At 66.8% G+C, this 13527-nt stretch carries 13 protein-coding genes; 4 read left to right on the forward strand and 9 right to left on the reverse strand.

Annotated features, from left to right (window positions below):
* Positions 1–20: 20 nt before the first annotated feature.
* The 7 genes from acpP to G579_RS0106605 form a co-directional block, all read right to left on the reverse strand.
* Positions 21–260, reverse strand: coding sequence for an acyl carrier protein (gene acpP, locus G579_RS0106575; RefSeq protein WP_028989543.1), 240 nt, complete (start codon positions 258–260; stop codon positions 21–23).
* Between the two features lie 101 nt (positions 261–361).
* Positions 362–1117, reverse strand: a complete 756-nt coding sequence (gene fabG, locus G579_RS0106580) for a 3-oxoacyl-ACP reductase FabG (protein ID WP_028989544.1) — start codon at positions 1115–1117, stop codon at positions 362–364.
* A gap of 24 nt (positions 1118–1141) precedes the next feature.
* The gene (gene fabD, locus G579_RS0106585; RefSeq protein ID WP_028989545.1) at positions 1142–2077 is read right to left on the reverse strand and encodes an ACP S-malonyltransferase; all 936 of its coding nucleotides are present in this window, start codon (positions 2075–2077) and stop codon (positions 1142–1144) included.
* 88 nt (positions 2078–2165) lie between these two features.
* On the reverse strand, positions 2166–3152 hold the full coding sequence (locus G579_RS0106590; protein ID WP_028989546.1) for a beta-ketoacyl-ACP synthase III: 987 nt from the start codon (positions 3150–3152) through the stop codon (positions 2166–2168).
* Positions 3149–4171 (reverse strand): phosphate acyltransferase PlsX, encoded by a 1023-nt coding sequence (plsX, locus tag G579_RS0106595; RefSeq protein WP_038018601.1) that lies wholly within the window; start codon positions 4169–4171, stop codon positions 3149–3151. Before plsX ends, G579_RS0106590 begins: the two co-directional genes overlap by 4 nt.
* 50 nt (positions 4172–4221) lie before the next feature.
* Positions 4222–4407 (reverse strand): 50S ribosomal protein L32, encoded by a 186-nt coding sequence (rpmF, locus tag G579_RS0106600; RefSeq protein ID WP_028989548.1) that lies wholly within the window; start codon positions 4405–4407, stop codon positions 4222–4224.
* A gap of 62 nt (positions 4408–4469) precedes the next feature.
* Positions 4470–4925: a YceD family protein gene (locus G579_RS0106605; RefSeq protein ID WP_028989549.1), complete on the reverse strand. Its 456-nt coding sequence runs from the start codon at positions 4923–4925 to the stop codon at positions 4470–4472.
* A 143-nt stretch (positions 4926–5068) separates the two neighbouring features.
* On the opposite strand from G579_RS0106605, the gene ppc reads away from it, so the two are divergent.
* From ppc to G579_RS0106625, 4 genes are all read left to right on the forward strand, one after another.
* Complete coding sequence (gene ppc / locus G579_RS0106610) at positions 5069–7849, forward strand: phosphoenolpyruvate carboxylase (protein WP_230973810.1); 2781 nt, start codon at positions 5069–5071, stop codon at positions 7847–7849.
* A gap of 154 nt (positions 7850–8003) precedes the next feature.
* The gene (locus tag G579_RS0106615; RefSeq protein WP_028989551.1) at positions 8004–9419 is read left to right on the forward strand and encodes an acetyl-CoA carboxylase biotin carboxylase subunit; all 1416 of its coding nucleotides are present in this window, start codon (positions 8004–8006) and stop codon (positions 9417–9419) included.
* On the forward strand, positions 9420–11264 hold the full coding sequence (oadA, locus tag G579_RS0106620; RefSeq protein ID WP_028989552.1) for a sodium-extruding oxaloacetate decarboxylase subunit alpha: 1845 nt from the start codon (positions 9420–9422) through the stop codon (positions 11262–11264).
* On the forward strand, positions 11264–11854 hold the full coding sequence (locus G579_RS0106625; protein WP_028989553.1) for a Maf family protein: 591 nt from the start codon (positions 11264–11266) through the stop codon (positions 11852–11854). Before oadA ends, G579_RS0106625 begins: the two co-directional genes overlap by 1 nt.
* Positions 11855–11866: 12 nt before the next feature.
* Here the strand turns inward: G579_RS0106625 and G579_RS0106630 are convergent, their stop codons facing one another.
* Both G579_RS0106630 and rluC read right to left on the reverse strand, forming a co-directional pair.
* Positions 11867–12544: an HAD family hydrolase gene (locus tag G579_RS0106630; protein WP_028989554.1), complete on the reverse strand. Its 678-nt coding sequence runs from the start codon at positions 12542–12544 to the stop codon at positions 11867–11869.
* Positions 12541–13506: a 23S rRNA pseudouridine(955/2504/2580) synthase RluC gene (rluC, locus tag G579_RS0106635; protein WP_028989555.1), complete on the reverse strand. Its 966-nt coding sequence runs from the start codon at positions 13504–13506 to the stop codon at positions 12541–12543. The genes G579_RS0106630 and rluC overlap by 4 nt, the downstream gene beginning before the upstream one ends.
* Positions 13507–13527: the final 21 nt, after the last annotated feature.

Here is a 13527-nt window from a genome sequence, read left to right on the forward strand (position 1 = left end):
CGGCTTGCCGGGGGGCGTGATTACTTGGGCAGGTTCGCCTGGATGTAGTCGATAGCCTGCTGGACAGTGGTGATCTTCTCCGCCTCTTCGTCGGGAATTTCGCAGTCGAATTCCTCTTCCAGAGCCATCACCAACTCCACGGTATCCAGGGAGTCGGCGCCCAGATCATCCACGAAAGAGGCCTCGTTGGTCACTTCGTCCTCGTTGACGCCCAACTGTTCCACAACAACCTTCTTCACGCGTTCTTCGATGCTGCTCATGTGAGGTTAGCCTCCTTGGTTGGTATAGGTTACGCGATTAATCCATGCGTTGGCGCGCATTGGAACATATCTCTGTGAAAAATAAAAGATGGCGCGGGCGCTCAGCCCATGTACATGCCGCCGTTCACGTGCAGGGTCTCGCCGGTGATGTAGGCGGCGGCCGGCGATGCCAGGAAAGCGACCGCATTGGCCACGTCGTCCACGTCGCCCAGGCGTCCCAGCGGGATCTGCCCCAGCAGCGCAGCGCGCTGGGTCTCGCTCAGCGCCCGGGTCATGTCCGTGTCGATGAAGCCCGGCGCCACGCAGTTGACGGTGATGTTGCGGCTGCCCACCTCGCGGGCCAGGGCTCGGCTGAAGCCGGCGGCCCCGGCCTTGGAGGCGGCATAGTTGCACTGGCCCGCATTGCCCATGGCGCCGACCACCGAGGTGATGGTAATGATGCGGCCGTAGCGCGCCTTCATCATGTCGCGCAGCACCGCCTTGCTCATGCGGAACACGGCGTTGAGGTTGGTCTGCAGGACCGCGTCCCACTCCTCCTCGCTCATGCGCATCAGGAGCTGGTCGCGGGTGATGCCGGCGTTGTTGACCAGGATGGCCGGGCTGCCGTAGGCGCCGGCGACCTGCTGCAGCGCCGCGGCGATGGCATCGGGCTGGGTCACGTCCAGGACCAGACCCTGGCCGTCGATGCCGGCGTCCTTGAAGGCCGCCTGGATCTGCTCGACGCCGGCGGCGGAAGTGGCGGTGGCCGCCACCCGCGCGCCCAATTGCCCGAGGCGCAGCGCGATGGCGCGGCCGATGCCGCGGCTGGCGCCGGTAACCAGCGCGACTTGGCCTTCCAGACTGAAAACATTGCTCATGGCGGTTTCCTTGCTCCGGGTACTTCAGACCTTGTCCATGGCCGCATCCAAAGAGGCCGGGTCGTCGATGGACATGGCCACCAGGGTGCGGTCGATGCGCTTGCTCAGGCCGGTCAAGACGCGCCCGGGCCCCATTTCCACCACGGCCGACATGCCCTGGCGGGCCAGGAAGCGGACGGTGTCGGTCCAGCGCACCGGGGAGTAGAGCTGGCGCACCAGCGCATCCTTGATCTGCTCGGACTGGGTCGGCGTCTTGACGTCGACGTTGTTGACCACGGGCATCTTGGGAGTCTGAATCTCGATCTGCTCCAGGCGGGCAGCCAAACGCTCCGCCGCCGGCCGCATCAGCGAGCAATGGCTCGGTATGCTGACGGGCAGGACTACCACCTTCTTGGCGCCCGCCTCCGTGGCCGCCTGGGCCAGGCGCTGCACGGCACTGAGATGGCCCGACACGACCAGCTGGCCGGGGGAGTTGAAGTTGGCCGGTTCCAGCACCTCGCCCTGGGCCTGCTGCTGGCACAGATTGATGACATCCTCATCCTGCATGCCGAGCACGGCGACCATGCCGCCGGTACCCTCGGGCACGGCCTCCTGCATGAAGCGGGCACGATCCGCCACCAGGGCGACGGCATCGCGGAACGCCAGGCTCTCGGCACAGACGAGCGCCGTGTATTCGCCCAGGGAATGGCCCGCCATGAAATCCGGCGCGGCGCCGCTTTCCTCGATCCAGACCCGGTAAATGGCCACGCCGGCCGCCAGCATGGCAGGCTGGGTATTGACGGTCTGGTTCAGGAGCTCGGCGGGACCTTCCTGGGCCAGCTGCCAGAGATCCACGGACAGGATGTCCGACGCCTCGGCGAAGGTCTCCTGCACGGAAGGAAAGGCTTGGGCCAGGGCGGCCAGCATGCCGACCGACTGGGAGCCCTGGCCCGGAAAGACAAAAGCGGTTGAACCAAGCAAGGTTGATCGCTCCTTGAATGTTATTCGTTATGGGAATCTGCTGTCTTGAGCCGATCCGCGTGACTGCGCTGACACGCTTTGTAGCCGATTACGACCACTTAAGCAAGACTGATCCCCAGGTGAAACCGCCGCCGAAAGCCTCCATCAGCACCGTTTCTCCCACCTGGATCCGCCCGTCCTTGACGGCCTCGTGCAAGGCCAAGGGAATGCTGGCGCCGGAGGTGTTGCCGTGCCGGTCCACAGTGACCACCACGCGTTCCATGGGCATGCCCAGCTTGTCGGCCGTGGCCTGGATGATGCGGATGTTGGCCTGATGCGGCACCAGCCAATCCACGTCCTCGCGGCGCATGGCGTTGGCCGCCAGGGTCTCGTCCACGATCTCGCCGAGCGTCTTTACGGCCATGCGGAATACGGAATTGCCCTGCATGGTGAGGCAGGCGCCGCCGGACTGCCACTGCTCCGTGTTGCGGGACACCCCGGCCGGCACCATCAGCAGATCGCTGTAGGTGCCGTCGGCATGGATGTGGGTGGACAGGATGCCGGGCTCCTCCCCCGCCTCCAGCACGACCGCGCCGGCACCGTCGCCGAAGAGCACGCAGGTGCCGCGGTCGCTCCAGTCGAGAATGCGCGACATGGTCTCGGCCCCGACCACCAGGGCGCGCTTGGCCGCGCCGGTGCGCAGATACTTGTCCGCCACGTCCAGGGCATAGACGAAGCCGGTGCACACTGCCTGGATGTCGAACGCCGGGGCGCTGCGGTTGCCCAGACGCGCCTGCAACAGGCAGGCGGTGCTGGGAAAAACCAGATCCGGGGTGGTGGTGGCCACGATGATGAGATCCAGCGTCTCGGGCGCCACGCCGGCCCGCGCCAGGGCCTCGCGCGCGGCCCGTTCCGCCAGGTCGCAGGTGCTTTCGTAGTCGGCGGCGATGCGGCGCTCGCGGATGCCGGTGCGGGTCAGGATCCACTCGTCGGAGGTGTCCACCATCCGCTCCAGGTCCGCGTTGCTCAGGATCCGCTCGGGCAGATAGCCGCCGGTGCCGATGATGCGGCTGTATGTTTTCTGGTCTGGGGTCATGCCGTGCTTTCTTGTTGCTCGGAAAGGAGGGTCTGCACTTCTTCGGCGATGTTGGCGATCAACTGGTGCTTGACCTCGGACGCCGCCACGCGGATGGCCTGGGCGAAAGCAAAGGCATCGGCATTGCCGTGGCTTTTGATGACGATGCCGTTGAGGCCGATCAGGGTGGCGCCATTGTAGCGGCGGTGGTCCAGGCGGTCGCGGAAGCGGCGCAGCACCGGCAGGCTGAGCAGGGCGGCGAGCCGGCCGTACCAGGAGGCGGCATAGGCCTCCTTCAGCTCGGCGCTGATCATCTGCGCCAGGCCTTCGGACACCTTGAGGGCCACGTTGCCGACGAAGCCGTCGCAGACCACCACGTCGGTGGTGCCCCGGTAAATGTCCGAGCCTTCCACGTTGCCATAGTAGTTGAGGCTGCTGTTGCGCAACAGCTGGCCGGCCCCCTTCACCACCTCGTTGCCCTTGATCTCCTCCTCGCCGATATTGAGCAGGCCGATGCTCGGCCGCTCCACGTGCAGGACCAAGCGGCTCATCACCTCGCCCATGATGGCGAACTGGAAGAGATGCGCGGCATCGCAGTCCACGTTGGCGCCCAGATCCAGCATCAGCGTCTTGCCGCGTCGGGTCGGGATGGTGGTGGCGATGGCCGGCCGGGCGATGCCGGGAATGGTGCGCAGCACCACCTTGCCGATGGCCATGAGCGCGCCCGTGTTGCCGGCGCTGACCACGGCCTGGGCCGTGCCGCTCTTGACCAGGTCGATGCCCACGCGCATGGAGGAGTGGCGCTTGTTGCGCAACGCCTGGGAAGGCGCCTCGTCCATGGCGACCACTTCGGGGGCATGGCAAACCTGCAGGCGGGGATGGGATGCTGCCTGACAGCGGGACAACTCCCTGCCGATCGGCTCTTCCTGACCGACCAGCAGGATCTCTACGTCGGGATCTTCGGCCAAGACGCTCAGCGCCGCGGGCACGACGACGGGGGGGCCGTAGTCCCCCCCCATGGCATCAATGGCAATCTTCATCAGCCGCGACCTGAGTCAGCCAGATGCGACTCAGCGAACCACACCGCGACTTATTCCGCGCCGCTCTTGTCCAGGACAGCCCGGCCCTTGTAGTGGCCGCACTGGGGGCAAATGTGGTGGGGACGCTTGGTGGCACCGCAGTTGGCGCACACGGACAGGCTCTTGCTCTCCAGGTGGTCGTGGGCACGACGCATGCCGCGGCGGGACGGGGAAGTCTTACTCTGTGGAACGGCCATGGTACTCTCCAGCGGTGTCTAAGCAACACCTGTTATCAATGAAGTCGATTTTCTCTACAAAGCTAGGCGCCGGGCTCGATGCCCGACACGGGGCAAACCCCGCCCTGCCATGCCTGGCACATGGGAATCATGGGCAGGGACAGCAACAGCTCGTCCTCGACCCACGCCGGCAGATTCAGGCGTTCATCTTCCACCAGCACCGGGTCCAGGGTCGGGTCCACACGGGTGATCAGGGCCTCGCTCTGCGCCATGCCCGCATGCACCTGCGCCACCAGCGCCAAGGGCATGGGCCCGAGGCAGCGCTGGCACTCGATTTCCGCCGTCGCCCGGATCTCACCGTCCACCCGGACGATGCCGCGCTCGGGCTGCCAGCGCAGCTTGACCTGGACCGTGGGCGACAAGCTGATCAACAGTTCCCGGAGCCGGCCCATGGCAGCGGTTTCCACTTCCCCCGCCATCTCGTCGCCCTGGCTGCTGATGCGGCGCAAATCCAGCAATTTGGCATCGGCCTTTAGCATAAGGCGCGCATCATAGCTAGGGACGCCGGTGATGTAAAGCCTTCGGCGGCGCAAAATCGCGCCGGACAAAAGCCAATTTTTTAGTTAGAATATGCGAATTTTGTCCGGTTCATTTGCAGAGGAACGACGAGTTGGCGGATGTTTTGACCGATAAAGAGTTGCGCGCCCGGGTAAAGCTGCTGGGCTCCCTGCTGGGCGATGTCTTGAAGAGCCAGGCCGGCGGCACGGTGTTCGAGGCCGTGGAACGGTTGCGCACCGGCTACCTCGCCCTGCATCGTCAGGCGGATCCGGCCCTGCGGGAGGAACTGGCGGCCCTGATCAACCAGCTGGATCCGGAGACCCTGGTCCACGTGGTGCGGGCCTTCAACATCTATTTCAGCCTGGCGAATATCGCCGAGGAGGAGTTCGAGCACCGGTCGCGCCGCCGACAGTTCCGCGAGGGCGGCCACCCCTGGCGCGCCTCCTTCGAAGCGACCATCCGCGACCTGCACGCCGACGGCGTCGGCGCCGAGGACATGCAGAAGCTGCTGAACCGGCTGGCCTACATTCCGGTGTTCACCGCGCATCCGACCGAGTCCAAGCGGCGCACCGTGCTGCAGGCCCTGCGGCGCATCTTCGTCACCAGCAAGGAGCTGGACGATCCGCGCCTGGGCGAGGAGGAGCGCGAGCGGGTCAAGGCGCGCCTGCGCACCCAGATCCAGATCCTGTGGAAGACCGACGAAGTCCGCGCCCGTCGACCGCAGGTCAAGGACGAGGTGGAGAACGGGCTCTTTTTCTTCCGGGAGAGCCTCTTTCAGGCAGTACCCCTGTGCTACCGCTTCGCCGAGCGGGCCGTGCGCATGTTCTACGGTGAAGAACGGGTCCAGGTGCCCAGTTTTCTGCGCTTCGGCTCCTGGATCGGCGGCGATCGCGACGGCAATCCCAATGTCACGGCCGCCATCACCGAGTGGGCGTTGCGCATGCAGAGCCTCGAAATCCACCGCGAGTACGTGCGCCGCATCAGCCAGCTACACCAGCTGCTCAGCCATTCGAGCCGGCTGTGCGCCATCTCGCCGGCTTTGCTGGATTCCCTGGCGGCGGACGCCGCCCAGTTTCCCGAGCTGCGGGACTGGGTGGCGCAGCGCTATCCCAGCGAGCCGTACCGGCGCAAGCTGCGCTTCATGCGCGCGCGACTGGAGCTGGGGATTGCCCGCCTGGAAGCCCTGCTGGACGGGCGCGAGCCGGAGGACAGCAGCCGGCGCTACGCCGACGAACGGGCTTTCCTGGCCGACCTGCGCCTGATCTCCGAATCATTGATCGGCCACGGCGACGGCGACCTGGCCCGCAGCGAACTGCGCGACCTGAGCCGCCTGGCGGAAACCTTCGGCTTCTTCCTGGCGCACATGGACGTGCGCCAGGAGTCGGGGCGCCACACGCGCGCCGTGGCCGAACTGTTCCGCGACGTGCCCGGCTTCGGGGACTACGCCAGCCTGCCCGAGCCGGAGCGGCTCAAGCTGCTGTCCTGGGCCATCGAACAACCCTCCTCCCTGCTGCCGGCAGCGCCAGCGGCCAGCCCGGAAGCCTGCGAAACCTTCGACGTCTTCCAGTGCATGGCACGCATGCGCCGGGAAATCAGCCCGCGCGCTTTCGGCAGCTACGTGATCTCCATGACCCACGAGGCCAGCCACGTGCTGGAAGTCATGCTGCTGGCCAAGGAGGCGGGATTGGCGGGCTGGCGCGACGGCACGCCCTTCTGCGACATCAGCATCTCGCCGCTTTTCGAAACCATTGCCGATCTCGAGCGCATCGACGCGGTCATGTCCGCCCTCCTGGGCAACTCCACCTATCGAACGCTGCTGCAGCAGGCCGGCAACCTGCAGGAAGTGATGCTGGGCTATTCCGACTCCTGCAAGGATGGCGGCATCGTTTCTTCCAGCTGGTCCCTGTATCGGGCCCAGTTGCAGATCTCCGCGCTGGCCAAGCGGCATGGCGTCGATCTGCGGCTCTTCCACGGTCGCGGCGGCACCGTCGGCCGCGGCGGCGGCCCGACCCACGACGCCATCCTGGCGCAACCGCCGGGCACCGTGTGCGGCCAGATCAAGATCACCGAACAGGGCGAGGTGCTGTCGTTCAAGTACGCCAACCTGGAAACCGCCGTCTACGAGCTCACCGTGGGCAGCACGGGGCTGCTGAAGGCCAGCCGCTACCTGGTGCAGCCGGCGCCGGCCGAGCGCCCGGACTTCCAGGAGGTGATGGACGCCCTGTCCAATGCCGGCGAGCAAGCCTACCGCCACTTCACCGAGGAGACCCCCGGCTTCCTGGATTACTTCTACGAAGCCACGCCGCTCAGCGAGATCGCTCTGCTCAACCTGGGCTCGCGGCCCTCCCACCGCAACAAGCGTGACCGCTCCAAGGCCTCGGTGCGCGCCATCGCCTGGGTCTTCGCCTGGGCGCAGTCGCGCCACACCCTGCCGGCCTGGTACGGGCTCGGCTCGGCCCTGGAAAGCTGGCGCGACGCGCAGCCGGCGCATCTGGCCAAGCTCCAGCACATGTACCGGGAATGGCCCTTCTTCCGGGCCCTGCTCAGCAACATCCAGCAGTCGCTCGAGAAGGCGGACATGGACATTGCCGCCGAATACGCCGCTCTGGTGGAAAACCAGGCACAGGCGCGGGTGATCTTCAATATGGTGCGCGACGAGTACCAGCGCACCGTCCAACAGATCCTCCAGGTGGCCGGCGTCCCGCAACTGCTGGAGGAAAACCCCACCCTGGCGCGCTCGCTGCAGCGCCGGCGCGCCTATCTGGAGCCATTGAACCACATCCAGCTGTCGCTGCTCACGCGCTACCGGGATGAATACTTCGCCGATGTCGAGCGGGAGCGCTGGCTGGATCCGCTGCTGCGCTCCATCAACGCCATCGCCGCCGGCCAGCGCAACACGGGCTGAGCGGCGCCGGCCTGCGTCATTCACTGGAACGGCCCAGGTTGACAGCTTCCGGAGCCCTGGCCATAGTAAGTATATTGACCTGGCGGCGCGCCCCTGGCTTCGCTGTCCGCTCGAGATGCCGTAGCACCCCTTCTCCACGTCCCGGGAGTGCGCCTTGTTCAAGAAGATCCTTATCGCCAATCGCGGGGAGATCGCGACGCGCATCAGCCGTGCGTGCAGCGAGCTGGGCATCAAGTCGGTGGCTATCTACGCCGAGCCGGACCGCTACGCGCTGCACGTCAAGAAAGCGGACGAGGCCTACAGCCTGGGCCCCGATCCCCTGCTCGGCTATCTGAACCCGCACCGGGTGGTCAATCTGGCCGTGGAGGCCGGCTGCGACGCGCTGCATCCCGGCTACGGCTTCCTGTCGGAAAACCCCAAGCTGGCAGAGATCTGCGCGCGCCGCGGCATCACCTTCATCGGCCCGGATGCGGAGACCATCCGCATCATGGGCGACAAGACCCTGGCCCGCCAGGCCATGATCGACGCCGGCATTCCGGTCATTCCGGGCACCCAGAGCAGCCTGGGCTCCGTGGACGAAGCGATCGCCGTGGCCGGCGAGATCGGCTATCCGGTGATGCTCAAGGCCAGCGGCGGCGGCGGCGGTCGCGGCATCCGCCGCTGCAACGACGAGGCCGAACTGCGCAACAGCTACGCCCGCGTCATTTCCGAGGCGGAAAAGGCCTTCGGCCGCTCCGAGCTGTTCCTGGAGAAATACATCGACCGGCCGCGCCACATCGAAGTGCAGGTGCTGGGTGACGCCTTCGGCAACGTCATCCACCTCTTCGAGCGCGATTGCTCCATCCAGCGCCGCCACCAAAAGCTCATCGAGATCGCTCCCTCGCCGCAGTTGGACGAGTCGCAACGCACCTACATCGGCGAACTGGCAGTGCGCGCCGCCCGGGCGGTGAATTACCGGAATGCCGGCACCGTCGAATTTCTGCTGGACCCCGAAGGCCGCTTTTATTTCATGGAAATGAACACCCGCCTGCAGGTGGAGCACACAGTGACCGAGCAGATCACCGGCATAGACGTCGTGCAGGAGCAGACGCGCATCGCCGCCGGCCTGCCCCTTTCCGTCAGCCAAGCGGACGTTTCCCATCGCGGCTACGCCATCCAGTTCCGCATCAACGCCGAGGACCCCCAGAACAATTTCCTGCCCAGCTTCGGCCGCATCACCCGCTACTACTCGCCGGGCGGGCCGGGCGTGCGCACCGATGCGGCAATCTACACCGGCTACGAAATCCCGCCCTACTACGACTCCCTGTGTGCCAAGCTGACCGTCTGGGCGCTGGACTGGGACCAGGCGGTGCGCCGCGCCCGCCGGGCGCTCAACGACATGGGCCTGTACGGGGTCAAGTCCACCATTCCCTATTACCTGGAGATCCTGAATCATCCTGACTTCGTTCAGCACCGACTGGATACCACCTTCGTGGAGCGCCATCCGGAGTTGACCCGCTACGCCAGCCGCCGCCGGCCGGAATGGGCCGCCATCATCGCCGTCGCCATTGCCACCCGGGAAGGACTGTAGATGACCGCCAAATCGGTAAAGCAGGATAAAGTACTCGTCACCGAGACCGTGCTGCGCGATGCCCATCAGTCGCTGCTGGCCACGCGCATGCGCACCGAGGACATGCTGCCCATCTGCGACAAGCTGGACCGGGTGGGCTTCTGGTCCCTGGAGGTCTGGGGCGGCGCCACCTTCGACGCCAGCCTGCGTTACCTGAAGGAAGATCCCTGGGAGCGGCTGCGCCAGCTGCGCAGCGCCCTGCCCAACACGCGCCTGCAGATGCTGCTGCGCGGCCAAAATCTGCTCGGCTATCGCCACTACGCCGACGACGTGGTGGAAGCTTTCATCGAGCGGGCGGCGGCCAACGGCATCGACGTGTTCCGCGTCTTCGACGCCATGAACGACCTGCGCAACCTGGAGACTTCCATCCGCGCGGTCAAGCGCCAGGGCAAGCACGCCCAGGGAGCCATCTCCTACACCGTGAGCCCGGTGCATACGGTGGCGCATTTCGTCGACCTGGCCCAGCGCTTGGCGGAGATGGGCTGCGACAGCCTCTGCGTCAAGGACATGGCCGGGCTGCTGACGCCGCCGCGCGCCTTCGAGCTTTTCACCGCCCTGCGCCAGAGCGTGAACCTGCCCTTGAGCTGCCACAGCCATGACACGGCCGGGCTGTCGGCCATGAACCACCTGCGTGCCATCGACGGCGGCGCAAACATGATCGACACCGCCGTGTCCGCCCTCTGCTGCGGCACCTCGCACGCGGCCACCGAGAGCATGGTGGCGGCCCTGCGGGATACCCCACAGGACACTGGGCTGGACCTGCAGCTCCTGCAGGAGATTGCGAGCTATTTCCGGGAAGTGCGCAAGAAATATGCACAATTCGAGTCGGAGTTCACCGGCATCGATACCCGTGTCCAGAGCAATCAGGTGCCGGGCGGCATGGTGTCCAACCTGGTCAACCAGCTCAGGGACCAGGGAGCGCTGGACCGCCTGGACGAGGTGCTGGCGGAGATCCCCCGGGTGCGCGCCGACTTCGGCTATCCGCCGCTGGTCACGCCAACTTCGCAGATCGTCGGCACGCAGGCGGTGTTCAACGTGCTCACCGGCAAGCGCTATCACACCATCACCAACGAAACCAAGAACTACCTGCTGGGCCTCTACGGCCAGCCGCTCGGCAAGGTCAATCCCGAACTGCGCCGCCTGGCCATCGGCGACGCCACGCCGGTCAGCGAGCGCCCGGCCGACCGCCTGGCGCCGGAGCTGAACCGTCTGGCCGAGGCGGTGCAGGGCGTGGCGCATAGCCCCGAAGATGTCCTCTCCTATGCCTTGTTCCCGGAGATCGCCCTCAAGTTCTTCGAGGCGCGCGCCGCCGGCCGGCTGGCGCCCGAGCCGTTGCCGCCGGTACCGGTGGAGGCGCCGGCGCCGCAGGGCACGCCCACCGAATTCAGCGTCACCATGCACGGCGAAAACTATCACATCAGGATCCTGGGCACCGGCCATCCGCACGCCGCTCAGCGGCCCTATTTCGTGACCGTGGACGGCCTGCCGGAAGAGGTCTACGTGGAGATCCTCGACACCGCGAGCGCCGCCGAGGGCGAAGCAGCGCCGGCGCGTGCCCGCGGCAAGGGCTCGCGGCGCCCGCAGGCCAGCCGTGCCGGCCACGTGGCCACCTTCATGCCGGGGACCATCGTCGACGTGCTGGTGCGGGAAGGCGATACGGTCAAGGCCGGCGACCCGGTGCTGGTCACCGAAGCCATGAAGATGGAAAGCGAAGTGCAGGCCCCCATTTCCGGCAAGGTGGTGGCGGTGCACGTCGCCAAGGGCGACGCGGTGAATCCGGACGAAGTGCTGGTGGAGATCGAGTGATGGCCCAGCTGCCCGCCCCCCTGATCCTCGCCTCCACCTCGCCCTACCGCCGGGAGCTGCTGGCCCGCCTGGGACTGCCCTTCACCCAGGAGGCGCCCGGGGTCGAGGAGGCGCCCCTGCCCGGCGAAGCGCCGGAAGCGCTGGTCTCCCGGCTGGCGCTGGCCAAGGCGGCCGCGGTGGCGGCCCGTCACCCGGAGGCCATCGTCATCGGCTCGGACCAGATGGCGCTGGTCGACGGCGAGGTGCTGGGCAAGCCCGGCACGCCGGCGCGGGCACAAGCCCAGCTGCGCCGCTTGAGCGGGCAGCGGGTACGCTTCCTGACGGCGCTGGCGGTGCAGTGCCCGCAGCAGGGGGCCCTGCAGGTAACCGTGCCCTATGAAGTGCAGATGCGCACGCTGTCGGAGGCGGAGATCGCCGACTACGTGGCCCGCGACAACCCGGTCGACGCCGCCGGCAGCTTCAAGTCCGAGGGGCTCGGCATCGCGCTTTTCGCCGGCATGTACGGCGATGATCCCAGCGCCTTGGTCGGCCTGCCGCTCATCCACCTGACTGCACTGCTGTCCCGCTGCGGCTGCCGCGTGCTCGGCTGAGCGGCGCCCTGGCTAGCCCACCTGCTGCTTTTTATCCCCCGCCAGCCAGGCCGGCAGCTCGGCAAAGTGGTGAATGCAGCCGAGCGCGCCGTGCCGGCGCAGCTCCTCCGCCGAACTCACCCCGTGGCTGATGCCCAGGCCATGCACGCCCGCATTGCGTGCCATGCGGATATCGTGGATGGAGTCGCCCACCATCAGCGTGCGCTCGGCGGCCACCCCGGTCTCCGCCATGATCTCCAGCAGCATGTCCGGCGCCGGTTTGGAGCGGCTTTCATCGGCACAGCGCGAGCTGGTGAAGAGCCGGCACACGGCATGGTGCTCGAACATGCGCACCAGCCCCCGGCGCGACTTGCCGGTCGCCACCGCCAGCCGGTAGCCGCGCGCGTGCAGCTCGCCAAGCGTCGCCTCCACCGCCGGGAAGAAGGGCATGGCCTCGTGGGGGGCGGACAGGAAACAGTCGCGGTAATGCTGCGCCACGGCGTCGAAAGCGTGGGTAGGCAGCTCCGGGGTCAAGGCCTGCAGCGCCTCCTGCAGGCCGAGGCCGATGATGCTGCGGTAGCGGCTGTCCGGCAGGGGCTCGATCCCGGCCCGCCGGAAGGCCTCGGCCATGCAGTGGACGATGGTGCCCACCGAATCCATGAGCGTGCCGTCCCAGTCGAAGACGAGCAGTTGATAGTCTCTGCTTGTCATGCGCTGCCCCCCTCCAGATGTTCAAGCACTTTCTCAAGTTCCGCCGGCAAGCCTGCGTCGATCAAGAGGCGCTCGCCCTTCACGGGATGTATGAAGTTCAAGTGCGCCGCGTGCAGGAAGAGCCGCTTGAGCCCTAGGCGGGCCATGCGCTGGTTGAAATCGGGATCGCCGTACTTGTCGTCCCCGGCGGCGGGATGACCGATGCTTTGCAGATGCACGCGGATCTGGTGGGTGCGGCCCGTGTCCAGTTCGGCGCGCAACAGGCTGGCCTGCGGAAAGGCCCGCAACGGCACGAAGCGGGTGGCGGCCTCCTTGCCGCTGGCATCGACCTGCACCATGCGTTCGCCGGAACGCAGCACGCTCTTGCGCAAGGGCGTGCTCACCTGACGGGCGCCGCCGCGCCAGGCGCCGCGCACCAGCACCAAATAATGCTTGTCCATCTGGCCGAGGCGCAGCTGTTCATGCAGGCTCCTGAGCGCGCTGCGCTTCTTGGCCACGATCAGGCAGCCCGAGGTGTCCCGGTCCAGCCGATGCACCAGCTCCAGAAACGGGGCCTCCGGGCGAGCAGCCCGCAGGGACTCGATCAAGCCGTAGCTGAGCCCGCTGCCGCCGTGCACCGCCAAGCCGGCCGGTTTATTGATCACCAGCAGCGCCGGGTCTTCGTAGAGGATGGCGTCCTCCAGGTCGCGGCGCACCGGCGCCCGGCCCGGGCCACCCGCGGGGGCCGGCTCCTGCCGCACCGGCGGCAGACGCACCACATCGCCCGCGGCCAGCCGGTAGGTGGCCTTGATCCGGCCCTTGTTGACGCGCACCTCGCCGCCACGAAGCATTTTGTAAACATGGGACTTCGGCACATTCTTGAAGGTCCGCATGAGGAAATTGTCGATGCGCTGGCCCGCATCTTCGGGACCGACCGTATACTGGCGGGCTTGGGATCTGGGGGGGTGGGACGGGGAATCCAATGAACCTCCGCGTTCAAGGGC

Origin of the sequence: Thermithiobacillus tepidarius DSM 3134 (assembly GCF_000423825.1) — a bacterium.
GTDB classification, from domain to species: domain Bacteria; phylum Pseudomonadota; class Gammaproteobacteria; order Acidithiobacillales; family Thermithiobacillaceae; genus Thermithiobacillus; species Thermithiobacillus tepidarius.

Excerpts from the sequence above, each read along its gene's own strand:
- G579_RS0106590 (WP_028989546.1), bottom strand. The coding sequence starts at position 3,152 with ATGACCCCAGACCAGAAAACATACAGCCGCATCATCGGCACCGGCGGC.
- G579_RS0106630 (WP_028989554.1), bottom strand. The coding sequence starts at position 12,544 with ATGACAAGCAGAGACTATCAACTGCTCGTCTTCGACTGGGACGGCACG.
- G579_RS0106625 (WP_028989553.1), top strand. The coding sequence starts at position 11,264 with ATGGCCCAGCTGCCCGCCCCCCTGATCCTCGCCTCCACCTCGCCCTAC.
- plsX (WP_038018601.1), bottom strand. The coding sequence starts at position 4,171 with ATGAAGATTGCCATTGATGCCATGGGGGGGGACTACGGCCCCCCCGTC.
- acpP (WP_028989543.1), bottom strand. The coding sequence starts at position 260 with ATGAGCAGCATCGAAGAACGCGTGAAGAAGGTTGTTGTGGAACAGTTG.
- rpmF (WP_028989548.1), bottom strand. The coding sequence starts at position 4,407 with ATGGCCGTTCCACAGAGTAAGACTTCCCCGTCCCGCCGCGGCATGCGT.
- G579_RS0106605 (WP_028989549.1), bottom strand. The coding sequence starts at position 4,925 with ATGCTAAAGGCCGATGCCAAATTGCTGGATTTGCGCCGCATCAGCAGC.
- oadA (WP_028989552.1), top strand. The coding sequence starts at position 9,420 with ATGACCGCCAAATCGGTAAAGCAGGATAAAGTACTCGTCACCGAGACC.
- fabG (WP_028989544.1), bottom strand. The coding sequence starts at position 1,117 with ATGAGCAATGTTTTCAGTCTGGAAGGCCAAGTCGCGCTGGTTACCGGC.